The sequence below is a fragment of the Hyphobacterium vulgare genome, from assembly GCF_042643335.1.
Taxonomy (GTDB): domain Bacteria; phylum Pseudomonadota; class Alphaproteobacteria; order Caulobacterales; family Maricaulaceae; genus Hyphobacterium; species Hyphobacterium vulgare.
The window spans coordinates 78,481-96,539 of the sequence record NZ_JBHRSV010000012.1 but is presented as its reverse complement, the minus strand read 5'-3'; the positions used below and the strand labels follow the sequence as shown (position 1 = coordinate 96,539).

The 18,059-nt window shown below is 63.3% G+C and carries 16 protein-coding genes and 1 pseudogene; 16 read left to right on the top strand and 1 reads right to left on the bottom strand.

Annotation, left to right across the window (positions count from 1 at the left end; translation table 11 throughout):
- Window positions 1-24 precede the first annotated feature (24 nt).
- From ACFOOR_RS07425 to ACFOOR_RS07385, 9 genes are all read left to right on the top strand, one after another.
- Complete coding sequence (locus ACFOOR_RS07425; protein ID WP_343164880.1) at window positions 25-1,944, top strand: secretin N-terminal domain-containing protein; 1,920 nt, start codon at window positions 25-27, stop codon at window positions 1,942-1,944.
- Window positions 1,937-2,800 (top strand): type II secretion system minor pseudopilin, encoded by an 864-nt coding sequence (locus ACFOOR_RS07420; protein ID WP_343164881.1) that lies wholly within the window; start codon window positions 1,937-1,939, stop codon window positions 2,798-2,800. Before ACFOOR_RS07425 ends, ACFOOR_RS07420 begins: the two co-directional genes overlap by 8 nt.
- Entirely contained in the window at window positions 2,797-4,458 is a 1,662-nt protein-coding gene (locus ACFOOR_RS07415) for a GspE/PulE family protein (protein WP_343164882.1), read from the top strand. The genes ACFOOR_RS07420 and ACFOOR_RS07415 overlap by 4 nt, the downstream gene beginning before the upstream one ends.
- Window positions 4,458-5,633, top strand: a complete 1,176-nt coding sequence (locus ACFOOR_RS07410) for a type II secretion system F family protein (RefSeq protein WP_343164883.1) — start codon at window positions 4,458-4,460, stop codon at window positions 5,631-5,633. Before ACFOOR_RS07415 ends, ACFOOR_RS07410 begins: the two co-directional genes overlap by 1 nt.
- Window positions 5,630-6,040: a prepilin-type N-terminal cleavage/methylation domain-containing protein gene (locus ACFOOR_RS07405; protein ID WP_343164884.1), complete on the top strand. Its 411-nt coding sequence runs from the start codon at window positions 5,630-5,632 to the stop codon at window positions 6,038-6,040. The genes ACFOOR_RS07410 and ACFOOR_RS07405 overlap by 4 nt, the downstream gene beginning before the upstream one ends.
- A complete protein-coding gene (locus tag ACFOOR_RS07400; protein ID WP_343164885.1) occupies window positions 6,040-6,402 on the top strand; it encodes a hypothetical protein in 363 nt (120 codons plus the stop codon). Before ACFOOR_RS07405 ends, ACFOOR_RS07400 begins: the two co-directional genes overlap by 1 nt.
- A gap of 403 nt (window positions 6,403-6,805) precedes the next feature.
- Window positions 6,806-7,264: a hypothetical protein gene (locus ACFOOR_RS07395; protein WP_343164886.1), complete on the top strand. Its 459-nt coding sequence runs from the start codon at window positions 6,806-6,808 to the stop codon at window positions 7,262-7,264.
- Complete coding sequence (locus ACFOOR_RS07390) at window positions 7,261-7,773, top strand: hypothetical protein (protein WP_343164887.1); 513 nt, start codon at window positions 7,261-7,263, stop codon at window positions 7,771-7,773. Before ACFOOR_RS07395 ends, ACFOOR_RS07390 begins: the two co-directional genes overlap by 4 nt.
- On the top strand, window positions 7,770-8,198 hold the full coding sequence (locus ACFOOR_RS07385; RefSeq protein WP_343164888.1) for a hypothetical protein: 429 nt from the start codon (window positions 7,770-7,772) through the stop codon (window positions 8,196-8,198). Before ACFOOR_RS07390 ends, ACFOOR_RS07385 begins: the two co-directional genes overlap by 4 nt.
- A gap of 68 nt (window positions 8,199-8,266) precedes the next feature.
- Here ACFOOR_RS07385 and ACFOOR_RS07380 read toward each other — a convergent pair whose 3' ends face one another.
- On the bottom strand, window positions 8,267-9,070 hold the full coding sequence (locus ACFOOR_RS07380; protein ID WP_343164889.1) for a hypothetical protein: 804 nt from the start codon (window positions 9,068-9,070) through the stop codon (window positions 8,267-8,269).
- A gap of 377 nt (window positions 9,071-9,447) precedes the next feature.
- On the opposite strand from ACFOOR_RS07380, the gene ACFOOR_RS07375 reads away from it, so the two are divergent.
- The 7 genes and pseudogenes from ACFOOR_RS07375 (at window position 9,448) to ACFOOR_RS07345 (ending at window position 18,059) form a co-directional block, all read left to right on the top strand.
- Window positions 9,448-10,560: a hypothetical protein gene (locus ACFOOR_RS07375; protein WP_343164890.1), complete on the top strand. Its 1,113-nt coding sequence runs from the start codon at window positions 9,448-9,450 to the stop codon at window positions 10,558-10,560.
- A 44-nt stretch (window positions 10,561-10,604) separates the two neighbouring features.
- Window positions 10,605-12,803, top strand: coding sequence for a Mov34/MPN/PAD-1 family protein (locus tag ACFOOR_RS07370; RefSeq protein WP_343164891.1), 2,199 nt, complete (start codon window positions 10,605-10,607; stop codon window positions 12,801-12,803).
- Complete coding sequence (locus ACFOOR_RS07365) at window positions 12,793-13,425, top strand: hypothetical protein (protein ID WP_343164892.1); 633 nt, start codon at window positions 12,793-12,795, stop codon at window positions 13,423-13,425. Before ACFOOR_RS07370 ends, ACFOOR_RS07365 begins: the two co-directional genes overlap by 11 nt.
- Before the next feature lie 437 nt (window positions 13,426-13,862).
- A pseudogene (locus tag ACFOOR_RS07360) lies at window positions 13,863-14,366 on the top strand (magnesium chelatase subunit ChlI family protein); the annotation flags it as partial.
- 60 nt (window positions 14,367-14,426) lie between these two features.
- Complete coding sequence (locus ACFOOR_RS07355; RefSeq protein WP_343164893.1) at window positions 14,427-14,792, top strand: hypothetical protein; 366 nt, start codon at window positions 14,427-14,429, stop codon at window positions 14,790-14,792.
- A 65-nt stretch (window positions 14,793-14,857) separates the two neighbouring features.
- Complete coding sequence (locus ACFOOR_RS07350; protein WP_343164894.1) at window positions 14,858-16,690, top strand: ATP-binding protein; 1,833 nt, start codon at window positions 14,858-14,860, stop codon at window positions 16,688-16,690.
- 13 nt (window positions 16,691-16,703) lie between these two features.
- On the top strand, window positions 16,704-18,059 hold the full coding sequence (locus tag ACFOOR_RS07345) for an AmpG family muropeptide MFS transporter (RefSeq protein ID WP_343164895.1): 1,356 nt from the start codon (window positions 16,704-16,706) through the stop codon (window positions 18,057-18,059).

Genomic DNA, 18,059 nt, shown 5'->3' with positions numbered 1-18,059 from the left:
CCCCGTCTCGTTCTGATTCCTCTTATGATGCTCGCTGCGTGCTCCACGCCGACGGAGCGTTCGACGGGCGTACCTCCGCTCGGCTCTTTTGCGGCGCAGCTAGCGCGCGGCGAGCCGCGTGATCCTCGAGCCAACCCCCGCGACGGGGAGGCGGAAGAGCTCGCCTCCCCCACCTTCACGATGCGTGGACCAAGCGAGTTTCTCGATTCCGGGCGCGGGAACGCACGCCGCGCGGTCGAGACCCGCGACGGGATCGAGCTGGCCTTCGATCAGGCCAGTATCGAGGAGGTCGTCTCCGCCGTGATCGGAGACCTTATGGGCGCCGAATTCGTGATCGATCCCGAAGTTTCCGGAAGGGTGACGCTGCGGTCCGCCCGCCCGATCCCCCGCTCGGACCTGCCCGCGGCGCTGGACCGGGCACTACAGCTTTCGGGCGCACGCCTCGTCGAAACCACAGACGGCGTCTATTTCGTCGCGCCCGATGCGCGGGCCCGTGAATTCGCTCGCGGGCCGCGTCTGGCCGGCGAAGGCCTGCCGCCGGGCTATGGCTATGTCGTTGCGCCACTCGATTTTGTGCCGGCAGGCGAGATGGCCCGGCTCTTGCGGCCCTTCGCGCCGCAGAATGGGGTGGCGCTGGTCGACAGCGAACGCGACATTCTAATCTTGGCAGGCGATCCGGGGCAGCTTGACGTCATGCTGGAGACGATCGACCTCTTCGACGTCGACTGGCTGTCTGAAATGTCGTTTGCGCTCTACGAGCTGCGTTATGCCGAGCCCCAGGCGCTGATCACCGAGCTCAACGAGATATTCGGGGGACCGGAGGGTCCGGTTGGAACGCAGCTCGAATTCGTGCCGCTAACCCGCTTGAATGCCGTCGTGGCCATCGCCCGCCGCTCCTTCCGGCTCGATCAGGCCGAGGCCTGGGTCCGGCGGCTTGATGTTCGTATCGACCGGGGACGGCGCGTGCGCGTCCTGCCGCTTGTAAGTGCGGACGCGACGCGCCTCGCCGAGCGATTGAACGCCCTCTTCACGCTTGATGGCGCGCTCGACGGCAGCGCAATCACTGTGGAAGCGGACCCCGACGCCAATGCCCTATTGATCATCGCCGACGATGCCGGCTTCGACCAGGTCGTCGAGGCCGTGTCGGGTCTCGATCGCGCCCCCGATCAGGTGCTGATCGAGGCGATGATCGCTGAAGTCGTCTTGAACGACGACCTCCGCTACGGCGTTCAATGGTTCCTCGATACGCGTGACGGCGGATCGCTGACCAACACCGACAATGCCGGAGGCGGGGTCGGGCCACGCTTTCCGGGCTTCTCCTACACCTATGCGTCTGACTATGTGCGCGTCGCGCTCAACGCCATCGCCTCAGTGACCGATGTCGAGGTGATCTCCTCGCCGCAGATCATGACGCTCGACAACCAGACCGCCAGCCTGCAGGTCGGCGATCAGGTGCCGGTCGTGACGCAGAGCGCCGTTTCGGTGTCCGATCCCGACGCGCCGATCGTCAACTCCGTCCAGTTTCGCGATACCGGTGTTGTGCTGACCGTCACCCCCCGGATCAGTCCCGATGGTTCAGTCACGATGCTCGTCTCGCAGGAAGTGAGCTCCGTCGCCGAAACGACGACTTCGGGCATCGACTCCCCCACTATCCAGCAGCGCCGCTTTGAAAGCACGGTGACGGTTCAGGACGGCCAGACCGTGGCCCTGGGCGGTCTCATCCGCTCAAGCCGTACGATTTCCCGTTCGGGTGTGCCCTATCTCCAGGACGCGCCGGTGATCGGAAACCTTTTCCGCGATAACACCAATTCAGTACGGCGCACGGAACTCATCGTGTTTCTGACCCCGCGTGTGATCCGGTCGAGTGAGGATGCGGCGATCGCCACTGCGGCCATGCGCGACCGGCTTGAACATCTCCGCGTCTCCGGGTTCGGGGATGAATGAACACGGACAGGACCCGCGCCGCGGTGCAGCCCTCGTTTCCGCGCTCGCGATCACGCTGACGCTCGCGACCATCGGCATCCTCATCCTCCGGGAAACCGCAAGCGCCCGCTTCGATATCGCCCGTGAGACCGAGCGGGTTCTGGCGCGCGATGCGCTCGAAACCGCGCTTTCGGCCTATCTCTTGCGCGTTGCGGAGGGCGGTGATCCGCCGGTGCGTCTCGGGGAGGCGGTCGTGATCGAGACCATGAGAGGCGAGGTGTCAGTGACCGCGCACTCCCCTGCCGGAAAAGTCGATCTCAACAGCGCCTCACCGGCCTTGATGGAAGCCGTGTTCCGGGCCGGCGGACTCTCCCCTTCCGATGCCGCTGCGCTCAGCGATGCCGTTGCCGACTGGCGCGACGGGGACGATCTGGTTCGCCTCAACGGCGCGGAGATGCGCGACTATCAAGCGGCGGGGCGGTCGGTACCCGCCAATGCGCCCTTCACCTCGGTCGATCAGTTCGCTTCGGTTCTCGGTGTCGATGACCGGCTGTATGCGTGTCTGGCTCCCCATCTGACCGTGGCGTCGAGTGCGGCCGGTGTCGATCTCCGCCGTGCCTCCCCGTGGTTGCAGGCCGCCCTCGGGAGCGCCGAAACCGGCGACGCGCTTACCGTCGAGCTCGTTGCGGGCGACGCCCTCGAAATCGAACTCGTCGAGCAGGAGGGCCGACGGTTCCGCTTTCGGCTTTTCGTCATTCTCCGTCCCTCCGGTGATCCGCGCGACCCGCTCTGGTTTCATGCCTTTGAGCTGGAAAGCGCGCGAGAAAGCGGAGATACCGCGTGCCCGGGTGTGGCTTCGGGCGGGGTGACCCGATGAATGAGCCGCTTCACCATCCCATGATGCTGGAGGCGCTTCGCAAGGCCGGCGTCTCGGATGAAGTGCTGAGCCAGGCCGTGATGCAGTCCGAGCGGACCGGCGAAAGTCTTCCGGTCGTCATAAGCCGTCTCGCGCTCGCGGACGATCGGACGATTGTCGAGGCGCTGGCGGACGTTTTCGCGGTTCCGATTCTGCCTGAAAGCCGGGTGCCGAGCGCCCCCGTGCTGCCCGATGTGTTCAACCCCGGATTCCTTCGCTCCCGGCGGATACTCCCCATCTCCGTGCGCGAGACTGAAATCGACATCGCTCTGGTCGATCCGTCCTCTCCCGATGCGCTTGATGGCGTTCTCTTCGCCACGGGCAAGGCTCCGCGCCCCTTTCTGATAGGGTTCGATCTCTGGCGGCGCGCCTATTCCGCGCTCTATGAGGACGGCAAGACCGCTGAGGAAGGCGAAGGCCGGACCTTGGGTGCACGATGGACGCGCGCGGAATCCGGCATGGAGGGGCTTTCGCTTGACGCGCCCGCCGTCCAGCTCGTTGAAAGCCTCATCGGTGAGGCCGTCCGTGCCGGAGCATCCGATATTCACATCGAGCGGAAGCCAACCGCCGGCCTTGTCCGGTTCCGGATCGACGGACGGCTCCGCGACATGCGCCGTATGCCGCCCGGACTGACCGAACAGGCGATTTCGCGTCTTAAAGTGATCAGCGATCTCGATGTGTCCGATCACCGCCGCGCCCAGGACGGGCGCACCACCGTCAGTATCGGAGGCCGTCCTGTCGACATCCGGCTGTCGATCATCCCGTCGGCCTATGGCGAGGGGGCGGTCATTCGTCTTCTTCACCGAGCCGACATCGCGCTCGATTTCGAGAGGCTCGGCTTTTCGGGCCCCGAACAAAACCGTATCTCCGCCGCGATCAAACGCCCGCAGGGCTTCTACCTCGTTGCTGGCCCGACCGGCGGCGGAAAGACCACCACCCTCTACGCGGCGCTCAACACCCTTCGCGCCCCGGACCGGAAGATCGTCACCGTCGAGGACCCGATCGAGTATTTCTTCGAGGACGTGCACCAGACCGGCATCGACGAAAAGGCGGGCCTGGGGTTTGCGTCCGCCCTGCGGGCCTTTCTCCGCCATGATCCCGATATCGTCCTCGTCGGGGAGATCCGCGACAGCGACACGGCACGCACCGCCGTTCAGGCCTCCCTGACCGGGCATCTGGTTCTGTCCTCGATCCACGCGTCCGACGCCGCGACTGTGCCTGCGCGCCTTAAGGATATGGGAGTCGATCTCTACCTCATCGCCTCGACGCTGACCGCCGTAACCGCGCAGCGGCTTGCACGGCGGCTCTGCCCGGACTGCCGAGAACCCGTTAAAGCAAGCCAGGAAATTGCGGATCGCTACGGCATTCCCTTCGCCGAGAACGACCAATTCCATGAGGCACGCGGCTGTTCGAGCTGTGAGGATGGCTATCGCGGGCGCGTCGTCATTTCGGAAACGCTGACGGTCGATGATGTGGTGCGCGACCTGATCCGGGAGGACGCCGGATCGGATGCCATCCGCCAACATCTCGAAACGACCATGCTTCACGATGGCTTGGACAAGGCCCGTTCGGGCCTCACCTCACTGAGCGAAGCGCTGCGGGTGCTGGAGGCGAGTTGATGCGCTGGCGGTATTCAGCCCTCGATCACACGGGACGATCACGATCGGGACGCATTGAGGCCGAATCCGAAACGGAAGCCGCCGACCGGCTCGCGGGAGAAGGTCTCTCGCTTCTTTCCCTGGCGAAGCTTCCGGCCAAGCGGCGCGCCTTTTCCTACGAGAAGGCCGGACGATTGGCGGGCGAACTGGCGCGGCTTTCTTCCGCCGGGATTGCGCTTGAGACGGCGCTCACGCTCGCGGCCGATGCGGAAACGTCGCCCTCGCTAGGCGAGGATCTACGGCTCGCGGCGAAAAAGCTATCCAAAGGCGAGCGGCCGGAACGCGCTTTTGCTCACTTTGAAGGACCTGCCGGAGCGATGCTCGCGACGACGATCGCAGCGGGTGAACGTGCCGGCGATCTGCCCCAAGCGCTTAATTCCATTGCGCCGGTCCTGCGATCAACCGCGCGCTTTCGATCGAAATTGCTTTCCGTCATGCTCTATCCGGCCGCGGTGGTGGCGACCTCGCTTGGCGTGCTCGCCGTCTTCTTCGGCGTCGTGGTGCCGAGCCTCCGCCCTGTTCTCGAACAATCGCGCGCGCCGGAGGACGGCATTCACTGGCTGATCCGCGTCGCTGACGCCATTCCAGCCGTCCTTGTCGCGATCTTGATTGTCCTGTTTTTCGGACTGGCCGCCGCGCGCATGAAAGAAGCGCGGCTTGCGCTTGGCCGCTGGCGCGACCAGGTGTTGCTGTCTCCGCTCGGGTTCGGCCTTGCCGCCGAGATCGAGACCGCGGTGTTCGCGCGCCTCTTCGGCGCTCTCGTGACCTCCGGAGTTCCGCTCGGCGAGGCCGCGGCTCAGGCTTGCCGATCGCTCGGCAACGAGATCCTTCGTGAGAAGCTTCTGCATGCCGGGTCGGACATTCAGACTGGCCGCAATCCGGTCACAGCACTCGCGGACGTCTTGGGCCGGCGGAGTATGGTGGTCCAAGCCGCCGAGATCGGAATTCGGACCGGCCAGGCGGGTCCTCTCATCGCGGAGGCTGGCCAGGTGCTCGGCGAACGCGCGGAAATTCGGCTCGAACGGGTTTCCGCGCTCGCCTCGCCCGCTATCATCATTTTTGTCGGCGTGCTGATCGGTGCCCTGGTGATTTCCCTCTTCTCAAGCCTCGCGGCGATTCCCGATGCCCTATCATGACCCGCCCGGATCGAATGACCAGCCGCCACGGAGCCACGCTGATCGAGGTGCTCGTGGCCCTGGTTGTCGTCGCCCTTGCTGTTGCCGGAACCAGTCAATTGCTGCAGACGAGCCTCTGGTCGATCGAGGATGCGCGCGCCGAAGCCGCAGCCCTGCGCGAGCTCAATTATCGCCTCGACCTCGCGGAAGCGGGTCAAGGCTCCGCAGTCCTGCCGAGCGGCCAGCCACTCGACTGGACGGTAAATCAGGAATCCGTGGCGAGCCGGACCATCGCTGGGACCGAAATGCGCTGGATCCGGCTGTCAGGCGAGGTGCGCTGGGTGTCTCGGGGACGCGAGCGAAGGATGGCAAGCGAACGCCTCATCATCCTGCCCGGCGACGGAACGGATACACGCTCACCGAGTTGATGGTCGCGCTCGGTCTCATGGCACTCGTCGCGGCGCTCCTAACACAATACGCGCAGCAGGTGATCGGCATATTTGACGAGGCCCGCGCCGCGCGAGCGGCGGCCCGCGAACACGTCCTGACATCGGCGCATCTCGAAAGCCTCGCCATCCGGGGCGACGGCGGGGATCGTCTTTCGCCGGACGATGAACCGGCCTTGCTTGACGGCGAGATGCGCGAAAACATCCAGACGGCACAGACACCCGCAGGTGAAGTCCTGATCTTTGCGATCGACTCGGCGGCCTATTCAGCGCGCGTGAGGGCGTTGAAACCGCTGCCCTGCGTCTTCGAGGCGGTCGGAAGGCAGTGCGCCAATGAGCCCTAGACGCGCGTATCTGGAGCGATGGGGTTTCCGTCTCCGCGGCGGGATCGATCGCATTTTCGATCTGGTCGAGGACGCCTTCCTCCTGCTGAAACGAAACCGTGAGATCCGCTCAGAGGCGGAACAAGCGATCGCCTCAGTCTCTCCCGCTACCGTGTTCCGCGCCCGTCTTCCGTTCCGGACCAACGACCCGCTCCTTGCGCGACGGCTCGCTTCCCGGCAAATGAGCCGTCACGCGCCGAGCGATCCTGAAGGTCTTCACTGGACCGTCTTGCCCAGTGAGGAGCTAGGGCGCTGGTGTCTGGTCTTCCGCAAAGATGAGCCTGACTTCGAAGCCGGCACCCCTGCAGACCTACAACGCGTGTGGCGCACCGGGTCTGCGCTCGCCGCGCGCCAGAAATCATGGATGTTGCGGCTCGGCGCGGCCGCATTGACGCTGCTGAGCGTCTCGCTCCTTGTGCAAAGCCTCGCCTGGCGCAGTGAAGCCGATCTCGAACTCGCCCGGCGCGCTGAACGCGACGTGCTCGCCGAGGTGGGGGCGCTGCAACAGAGCCGGTCCGGTCAGGACCCGGCATCATCCGAAGAGTCCGGCTGGAGCGTCAGCCGCTATGCCGAGCTGGAGTCGCTTGCCGCCGAAATTTTGCCCGCCGATTGGTCGCTCCTGTCCCTCAACCTGTCGGACGCCCGCTTCGAACTTGCCGCGCTTGCGCCCGCCGAGGATCGTGCCGCCGAACGGGAAATGTCCGAAGCGCTCCGGGCCGAACTCGGGAGCGATGCCGTCGCGGTCAGCCGGAGCACCTTCCGTCCCGCCGGCGTCGAGGTCCGCTTCACCGTGGTTCTGCCCGTTCAGGCGGAAACCCCGTGATGGTGACATTGCGGCGGATACTCGTTCTCTGCCTACTCGCCATCGCGATTGGCACGGCGATCTGGGTCGCCTTGCTTCCCACTCGCACAATCTTCGAGGATCGACGCGAAGTCCGGCAGATCGAGCAAAGACTGCCCGCCGCTCTCGCTCAGCTGGCGATCGAGGAGGCTGAAATTGCATCCGAGCGCGAACGCCAACGCAGGAATACACTGTCCGCAACCAATGAAGACCAGGCGCGTTTGAGGTTTCAATCCGCGTTGTCGACCGCTTTCGACACGCCCGGCGCGCAGCATCTCGCCATCAATGCGACCTCATCTCCAACTCAAGTTGAAGCAAGCCTCACCTGGCGAGGACCGGAAACGCAATACCGGGCGGCGCTCGAAGACGTGCACTCACGGTTTCCTTTCCTTCGTATCACATCGCTTCGCGTCCGCCGGCTGCTCGACCGGGATCCCGGCATCGTCGAGCTTGAAGCGGGGTTCGAGATCCGTTGGAGGGTCTCCGAATGATCGTTCGGGCACTTCTTGTCGTTTCGCTCGGCTGTGTGGGTGCGGCGGCCCTGTTCCGTCTTTGGCCGCTCGATCCCGTTATGGCTGTGCGTCCAGCGGAGACGGCCGAAGTCATGATCGACGAAAATGACAGATCGCCTGGGGCCGAGTTTGCGGAACGATCGTTATTCTCGTCCGTCATCGAACAAAGTGAGATCGCGCCCGAACCGACAGCGCCCTTGGCTCAGCAAACCCCGCCGCCGCGTCTCGTTGGAATCGCCATGGATTCCGAAGGTCCGCTCGCCTGGTTCGAGCTCGAACCGGGTCGGACCATCCGGGTCAGAACCGGCGAGGATGTCGGAGCGTGGACCGTTCTCGAAATCCGACCCTCCTCGATCCACCTAGGCGCAGCAGACCGGGAGGTTCGGCTCGAAATCTACCAATAGCAGCGGAAACCCCGGTTGGCCCGTTATTGCCGGTCATCCCAGACCGCCTCCATCAAAAGGCGGAGGGGTTATTTGCCCGCAGGCGCGCTGTCGCCAACAAGGCCCGATTGATAGGGATAAAGGTTCGGCGCGCCGACCGACATGTCGAACTCGAACCGGTGCTCCTCGCCGCCGAGATTGGCGATCAAAGTGACGCGCGAAATCTCAGGCAGGGCTTCGGCTTCGAAGGGGCGAGCCGTCGCACGTCCGCCAAAGGAATAGCCGGAATCGACCGTCGTGGTTTCGAGGGCCGCGCCGCCGAGTTCCCCAAGCGTACGTTCCATCGATCCATTGATCTCGCTGATCGCTTCAGCCGTGACGCCTGCGGCGAGCGCTGAGCCGAGCACGGCCGCGGTCGCGTTGTAATGAGAGTAGGCATAGGTGGTCGTGCCGTAAGGGCCTGAAATGTACCCGTGACCCGATGAGCTCGCCATATCAGCCGCCGCATAGGCAGCTGCTGCGCCAATCAGGATGGCGGCAGCGATTTGCGCGTTGCGCTGCCGCCGCGCCTCTTCGGCCAGTTCGTCGCGTGTGAAGAAGCCCACCGTCTGGCCGTTCACGATCAGTTCGAGGCTCTCAAGCCCGAAATTGACCGATGTTTCGGAGTGATTGATGACAGCCACATCGAAGAGCAGCCGGCGGTTCGAGTTTGCGCCCGCCGGATACACCATGACGGAGCCCTGTTCTCCGTAAGACGTAACCGTTGCGAAACCACGTTCATATCGAATTTCAGTGTTCTCAGCTTCGACCGGCCGAAGTGTGTAGCCCGTGGTTGCACACGCAGTGGTGAGCGCGCCTGCCGCGATGACCGCGACCGCCGATTGGAAAGTCATGTTCGTGGTTCCCCCCAACTCATTCCAATCACACTTCGCCACAACCGATGGTTATTTGCAACGCCTTTTCGGCGAGTTAGCCAGACAGTGGTCTACATCATCCGCCGAAAGACCGATCAACCTTTGCTCGTATACGCACAGAGGGCAGGTCGTTCTCCTATTCCCAATCGCGATACGTCGGCACATTGACCTTTAGCTGACGTGCAACGTTGCGGTGCCTACAATCCCGTTAGCGACAGCCGCACGCCTGAGCCGTCGCAGTTCCTTTTTCACAGAGGATTTACGCTCACGCTTGATCGGAACATTACATGAACTTAGATTTAATCGGCTCGCGAGCTGAGCAGCGTCGATTTCTTTATCCCGAATTGGAGACACGCATGCACAAAGTGACGTTCTTTCCCACCGGCAACGCAGATGCGTGCTTCATTGAGTTCCAAAACGCCCGGCGGATTATGTTCGACTTCGCCGACCAGAAGGATCGCACCGACAAAGACGACAAGCGATGCGATCTTGAGTCGGAGCTTCGAAAAAGACTCGGCTCAAACAAGAAGGTCGACGTTCTTGCGATCTCCCATCTGGATGCTGACCACTTCCAGCGAGTGTCGGAGGTATTTTGGCTCGAACATGCGGCGAAATATCAAAGCGACGACCGGATCAAGATCGATACCCTGTGGGTACCGGTCGCCGCGATCATCGAGGAGGGGATCACCGACGAAGGCCGCGTCTTGAGATCGGAAGCGCGCTATCGGTTAGAGCAAGGGGATGGAATTCGGGTATTCGGCCGGGCGACGCTTTTGGACGCATGGCTCCGCGACCGGGGTATCAATCCCGCCAACCGTCGCTCGCTGATCACTGATGCGGGTCAGCTCGCACCAGAATTCTCTCTGGCCGTCGACGGTGTGGAATTCTTCGTCCACTCGCCGTTCGCGAGCCGCGACAAGGACGGGAATCTTGTGGACCGCAACGGCTCCGCGCTTTTCATGCAGGCCAAGTTCGAGATTGAAGGCGCGTCCACCCGCCTCATTCTATCGGCAGATTGCCCGTACGAACCGCTTGAAGCCATCATCGCCGCCACCAAGAAGCACGGAAATGAAGAGCGGCTGGAATGGGACATCAATAATATCCCGCACCACTGCTCCTATCTCTCGCTATCGGATGAGAAAGGCGATGACGAAACCGAACCTGGCGAGGAGATCGACTGGCTTTACAGCACACAAGGCGCTTCTCGGTCGTTCCTTGTTTCTACCAGCAAGCCGATTCCGACAGGCGGAGATGACACCCAACCCCCTCATCGCCAGGCGGCGAACTATTATCGCCGTATCGCGCGCGAGCACGGGGGAGAATTCCGCATCACCATGGAGCATCCGAGCGCCGGGTCGCCAAAACCGATGGAGTTCGAGATCGATCGTTACGGAGCGCGTTTACTGAAACCTGTGATGGCGCCGGTGGTCGCAGCCGTTTCCTCCCGCCCTCGCGCCGGTACGCGCTAGTGTGGGATTTCGGGGAGGTCAGTTCCGCATCAGATTTGCGGAACGTGCGCGCGCGAGAGATTGTCGCGCTACTTCTCGCCGAAGGGGCACCGTTCTTCAAGCTGGTCGAAATCTATCAAAAGGGGCGACTCGACGTCGTCTTGGTCGAAATCGAGCTAGGCGTCGCTCAACGTCCGGTCGTCGACATTCGGCCAGTCGAACAAATCGCGATCGTGTTCAGCGCGGAGCAGGACCTGCAGCCGGAGTTCGTCCCTGCCCGGGATGATTTCCCAAAAGAGCCGCTGCATGTCATGGTCGGCGATCAGGACTTCCCGCATACGCTGTGCATCTGGTTCGCGCCCTTTGACGAAATCCGAGGCAACCTCACACCGATCGGCCTTTTGGAAGCGCTCAAGCGCTGGCTGGAGTGTGCTGCGGCCGGAACACTTCATGATCCAGATCAGCCATTGGAACCCCTGCTGCGAAATGCGGCCGGAACACTTATCCTGCCTGGACTCCCGCCGGTCGGTGAGGCGCCCGTGGTCGTGCCGACACGCCACACGCAGAGGCCTTTCGGTCGCTTCGTCCTACGCCTCGAGGACCCTGCGAGACCGCGGAATGCACAGGATGCAGCTTTCTGCATTTTCTCACGGGTTGTAGGTCCGATTCCGCAACGGGCCACGCGCCTTGCACCGAGAAACCTAGCTGAACTGGCTGAGGTGCTTGATGGGGTGAGTGAGCCTCTGACAAAGCAAATAGCGACATGGGCTACCGAGTTCGGGATGGATACGAACCGGCGAAGTTGCCAACTGATCATTCTTCTGAACGTTCAGAAGTGGACCTCTGACGCTTGCGACGACACCCGAAACGAGTACTGGGCATTCTATTGCGATAAGTCGATCGAAGCCTTGGCCGAAACCCTTGGTCTCGTCGCGCGAGATCCCACCTCAGGTCGTCTCGGAAAAATGCTCGGCGTAAATCCGTCACCTGAGCAGCTCGTCTCGGTCAGGATCGACCCGCTTACCGTCCAATTCGAAGTGGGTAGCGAAGAGCTCGCGGGATTCTCTGGAGAGGAAGGAGCAGACAAGACCAAGATCCTCGCGATCGGTGTCGGTGCCTTGGGCTCGACAGTCTTTCTGGCGTCTACGAGGGCGGGCTTCGGAGAATGGACGCTTGTGGACTCCGATATCTTCCTCCCCCACAACACCGCGCGTCATATTCTTGGCGATGCCTCCATCGCCGAGCGCAAAGCGCATGGAGTTGGACGATTTGCTCACTGGCTCATGCCGCGAACCAGTCCAGCAAAAGCAATTGACTGCGATGTGAGCTCTCCGGGCGAGGCCAGCGAGGAACTGGACCGAGCGTTGGGTGAGGCGTCGGTCATCTTGGACATAAGCGCGTCAGTAACGGCGGCGCGAGTGATCGCAGAGCATCCATCGCCAGCCCGCCGTATATCCGCATTTCTAAACCCGGCGGGCACCGACCTGGTCATGTTGGGAGAAGACCAAGAAAGGTCCGCTGACCTTTGGGACCTTGAAGCCGACTATTATGCTCAGATCTCCTGTGAAGACGTCTTCGGCGGGCACCTCGAAGCCGTTCCAGGCGCCACCCGCTACGGAAATGGATGTCGCGACGTGAGCGTTCATATGAGCGGCGACGACGTCGCGGTCCTTGGTTCAATCGCCTCCAGACAGCTTCGAAGGCGGATCCACTCGACCGGCTCGTTCGCGGCCCTTTGGCGCTATGATCGCGAAACAGGTAGCGTGCGTTCTTTCGAGCTGAGCACTTCCAATTCCCTTCGACTGGACTTCGAGCCATGGACGGTTCGGTTTTCACGACGGCTTCTGAAACAGCTGACCGCTTTGCGTACCGCGTCCCTTCCGGCTGAAACTGGCGGTGCTCTCTTCGGAATCGTAGATCGCACCCACAAGCGCGTCTGTATCGCTGCGGCATTGCCGGCTCCGTCCGACAGTGAGCTCCGACCGAATTGCTTTGTGCGGGGGAGTAATCGGCTCTCGGAAGACGCTCAGTCGCTAAGCGATCGGTCACTCGGGCAGCTTCGTTACGTCGGCGAGTGGCATTCCCACCCGGACCACGCACCCGCGAAGCCGAGCTCGACCGATAATAAAATGTTCGATGAATTGACGCGCTTTTTTGCTTCAAGCGGGGAGCCGGTTTTTATGGCAATCCTCAGCAACAACGAGCTTTTTCTTCGCATGAGCCTCAATGGCGAACTGAACGAAGGGATTGTAGGTGTCGACTGATCTGAAGTCGGGAATTTTGTCCCGCTATGTGATTCCCTATCTCGCTCTTCTCGCTGCTCTGCAGGCGTTTGCATCAAGCGGTTCGTGGATGGCCCTTCTCAACTCGGTCGATGCTCAGGGTGCGGCCCTCAGATTTGGCGGCGTCGGGCTCGTTTCAGCATTATTTTGGCTGGGGGCCGCATGGTTCAAAGACGTACTTCCGAGGTCTGCTAAGGAAGTTCTCGTGTTTTGGCGGTCGGGCAACCGGATGCCCGCTCATCGTGTATTCGACAAGCAACATGACAACCGGATCGACTGGCAGAAGATTCGCGATGCGGGCGGAGCTCCGTCACTGTCTCCACAAGAACAAAATGCTCTTTGGTACAATTGGTACAAGACGTATCGGAACGATCCAAGCGTCGTCCAATCTCACAAAAGCTATCTCGCTTTTCGCGACTTGGCGGCCGTGGCGGTCCTGAGCGCGCCGGGGCCTTGGCTCACGGCAGCTCTGGTCGACATGAGCATCGGTGGTCGCCTGGCGCTCTTCGCGCTGCCGGTCCTCGCGTGGTTTTTGGCAGCTTTGGCCGCCCGTGCGAAGGCATCGGACATGATGTACCAAGTTCTAGCGTTGAGATCCGATTAGCCGCGCTTAGAGTTCAAAAGTATACGAAATGCTCCCCGAGTATACTCGTCGCGAAGATCGTGACTGCCGATCGGAGAGTCATGTTCTAGGACCTCCGAACCCAATCCAATCGCGCTTCGCCCCAACTGATGCCTATATGCAGCACCTGCCGGGTTAGGTGGCCTGATCGCCATCCACATCGTCCGTCGAGACGGACAACCCGCTTAATAATCGATCGACCTTTCTTCGGTTGCGCACAGAGGGAAGGTAGTTGTCCTGCTCCCAATCGCGGTACGTCCATTCATTGACGGTTAGCAGCTGTGCAACGTCGCGCTGTCTTAGTCCCAAGTTGAATCGCTTTCGTTTCAGCCGACCGCCCAACGATGGCGGAAAGCGCGGCAGCGGCTTTTGAATGACACTGTGAACAGAGGCGCCCCGGAAAAAAGGCAACGCGTTGATGCCGCTGTGGCTGGGCGGGCACCAATGGCGAGGCCTGCGCGCGCGGTCCGCGCTGCGCGGCGGACTATCAGGCCCGGGTGTCCGGCCCGCTGATGGACCGGATCGATTTGCATGTCGACGTGCCGCCCGTCACACCCGCCGATCTGGCCCTGCCGTCCCCGGCGGAAGGCACGGCGGAAGCCGCCGCCCGCGTGGCCGACGCGCGTTCGGCGCAGGCCGAGCGCGGTCGGCTCAATGCGCGGCTTTCGGCCGACCTGCTCGACCATGTCGCCGAACCCGATGCCGGCGGGCGGGCGCTGATCAATCAGGCCGCGGAAGCCATGGGGCTGACCGCGCGCAGCTATCACCGCGTCCTGCGCTCGGCCCGCACCATTGCCGATCTCGACGGCTCGGACGGGGTGCGCCGGGTGCATATCGCCGAAGCGCTGTCACTGCGGCGTTCGCCGCCCCGGCAGAATACGGGCATGGGCGCGGTACGTCAGGTGGCGATGCGGCCGGTGTGAAGGCGTTCAACGAGGCGAATACATGCTACGTCCCGATGCTGGCAGCCATCGGGGCGAGATTTGCGGGACGACACGTCAAGAACAGGCCCCAGGGTCCGAAAAGCGGAACTGGTCTCTGGCATCGTCAGCTTTTGCCTGCTGCTCGGTGTCGGCCTGGGGATGACGGCTCTCGCGAAAAGCGGATGGCCCGGCCCCGCGCAAACCCTGGTCTGCGTTGCGATCGCTTCCCTGGTCGTGGGCGGGCAGCTCACGCCTGCCAGAAAGTGGATCGAGAATGACTGGATTTTCCTTCCGGCATGCATCGTCCTTGTCCTGACCCTCTTCACGATCGCAGGTGTGACGCCAGAGCGTCCTTTGGTCCAAGAAATGACGCACGCAGCGGTCGCCACACTCGTCTATCCGGTCGTCGCCCGCTTCATCTTCTGATCCTCCCCAATCCGTTCCGCTCTCGACGCTTCCTTAACCGTGTTCGTGCCAGTCTCGCCGTCACGATGACCGGCGATATCCCCTTCCAGGCCCCGCCCGAGGCGGAGGCTGCGCTGGCCGCGCTCGACGCGGTCGGCGAACTGGCCCTGGCGCGCGCCGCCGACGGCCGGGTCACATTCGTCAATCACGCCTTCCTGGCGGCGTTCGGCGGCAGCCGGTCGGACTGGGCCGGGCGCTGGTTCGCCATCGCCCCGGCCGGGCGCGAAGGCGGCGGGTCGCGCCGCTATGATGCGATGATGCGAACCCGCTCCGGCATGCGCTGGATCGAATGGGATGAGCGCCCGATGCCGGGCGGCGGCTCGATCGCCATGGGCCGGGACGTGACGGCCCGCCGGGCCGATGACGAGGCGCGGGCGCAGGCGGCGAGCGCCAAGGCGCTGTTCTTCGCCTCGGTCACACATGAATTGCGCACGCCGCTGTCCGGCGCGCTCGGCATGGCGCGGCTGCTGGGTCAGACTCCGCTCAAACCCGACCAGAAGGAATATCTGCGCGCGATCAAGGAGACCGCGGCGCACGGGCTCGACCTGATCGACGAGATTCTCGATCTGTCGCGGATCGAGGCGGGCAAGCTGGAATTGCGGCCTGAGCCGCTCTGCCCGGCGACCGCGGCGCGCCAGGTCGTCGAACTGCTCACGCCGCGCGCCGAGCAGAAGGGGCTGGCGCTGGCGACCGTGATCCACGAGACGGCACCGGAAGAGGTGCTCGGCGATCTCGGGCGGATCAAGCAGATCCTGTTCAACCTCGTCGGCAATGGCGTCAAATACACCGAAACCGGCGGCGTCCGGCTCGACGTGTCGGGCGATACCGATGTCGAAGGCCGGACGCGCCTGATCCTGACGGTCCGCGACAGCGGTCCGGGGATATCGGAAGCCGACCAGGCCAACCTGTTCGAACAGTTCGAACGCGGCGCGGCGGAACGCGAACAGCGTGAGGGTGGCACTGGTCTGGGCCTGGCCATGGTCAAGCGGCTCGCCGAGGCGATGCAGGGCGAGGTCGGCTTCGAAAGCCGGCCCGGGGAAGGCTCGTCCTTCTGGGCGGCGCTGCCTCTGCCGGTGCGCAAGGCGGCCGGCGCCGACCGCCCGTTGGCCGGAATGGCGGTTCATGTGGCCACGGCCAACCGCATGCTGCGCGACGCGCTGGCCGATCAGGCCCGCGCGCTCGGCGCGGATGCCGAGACGATCGGGTCGCCCGACCGTCTGTCCGCCATCGAGGGCGGCGTTCTGCTGGTCGAGGCTGGCTGGGCCGAGGCGGCCCGCGCGGGCCGTCCCGGCCGGACCCTTGTGCTGACCGATGCGGCCGGCAAGGACCGGGTCAAGGCGCACCCGCCCACCGGAATTCAAGGCTGGCTCGTGACGCCGGTGCGCCGGACCAGCCTTGTGCGGTTCGTCACGGGTGCGGCGGCCTCGCAGACCGGGGACGACCCGGCCCACAGCCGTGCCCTGCCGCTGATGGGGTTACGGATTCTGGTAGCCGAGGATGACCCAGTGAACGCGCTGATCGCGGAAAAGACGCTGTCGCGGCTCGGTGCGACGCCGGAACGCGCCAGCGACGGCGCGGAAGCACTCGAGCGCATCCGGCTGGGCGGGCTCGACGGGGCGCTGCTCGACATGCGCATGCCGGAGCTCGACGGCCCCGGCGTGGCGCGCGCAGTGCGCGCCGAGCGGCTGAACATTCCCCTCGTGGCGTTGACCGCCAATGCGACCGAGGCAGACCGTCAGTCCTGCCTCGCCGCCGGGATGGACGATTTCCTCGCCAAGCCGGTCAATCCCGAAGCGCTCACGAAGACCTTGAACGCCTTGTGCCGGGGGCAAAAGCGGTTAAGGCTCGTCGCCGGATAGACGGAGGACGGGCATGGCGGACGCGGCGGTGACCGAGCAGCGCACCTGGCGCGACACGGTGCGGGTCTATTTCACCCCGGTCATGCTCTCGATGCTGATCCTTGGATTTGCGTCCGGTCTGCCGCTCTACATGGTGTTCCAGAAGCTCAGCTACTGGCTGCGCGATTCGGGGATCGACCGCACCACAATCGGCTTTTTCTACTGGGTCACGCTGTCCTACACGCTCAAATTCCTCTGGGCGCCGATCATTGACCGGGTCCAGGTCCCCTTCCTTCACAAGCTGCTCGGTGCCAGGCGATCGTGGATCGTGACAGCGATCACCGGAACGGTCATCGCTCTGGTCATCATTTCGCAGACCGATCCCACCCAGGGGCTGATCCCGGTCGCGATTGCCGCAATCCTGCTGTCCTATTCCAGTGCCACGCTCGACGTGGCGATTGATGCCTGGCGGATCGAGAGCGCACCGAACCGGATGCAGGCCAACATGGCCGCTGCGTATTCGCTCGGATACCGGGTGGCCTACATGACGTCCGGCCTGGGCCTCGCCATTTCCGAATGGTCCAACTGGACCTGGTCCTTCCTCGCCATGGCGGCGGCCATGGCCCTTTCGGCCGTTCTGGTCTTCTTCATGAAGGAGCCCGCCGCTGGTGCAGGAAAGCGCGCCCTTGAAGGGTCGTTCGGGATGAAGGTCGTGCGCGCGGTCTGGGAGCCGCTGCGTCAATTCTTTGCCCTTCTGCACTGGTGGGTGATTCCGGTCATCCTCTTCCTGATGCTTTACCGGATGTCGGATTTCACGATGGGGGTGATGGCGAGCCCGCTCTATTCGGACATCGGCTTCGACCGGGCGATCCTCGGCGGCATCCAGGGCGGGCCGGGTCTGATCGCCACGATCAGCGGTCTCTTCCTCGGCGGCGTCGCGGCCTATCGCTTCGGCCTGATGAAGTCGCTTGCTGTCGGGCTGGTGATCACGCTGGTGACCAATGGGGCCTATGCCTGGCTGGCAGCGACGGCGGGTCCGGAAGACTACTGGAAGCTGACGATCGCCATTGTGGGTGACAATCTCGCGGGCGGCTTCGTTACAACGGCCTTCATCGCCTACATGTCCAGCCTGGTCGATCCGGCCAACGCCGCCACGCAATACGCGTTGCTCTCCTCCTTCTATGCGCTGTTCGCGAAATTCCTGTCAGGGTTTTCCGGCATGCTGGCGGATGCCGTCGGTTGGGTGAATTTCTTCATCATCACTGCGGCGTGGACCCTCCCCGCCGCTGGTCTTCTCGTCATTCTGATGATGTCGCGCAGCAAGGCAGTCCGCGGCGAGCACAAATTCGCCGAACGCGAACTCGCCGACCCCGGAGCCAAACCCGCCTGA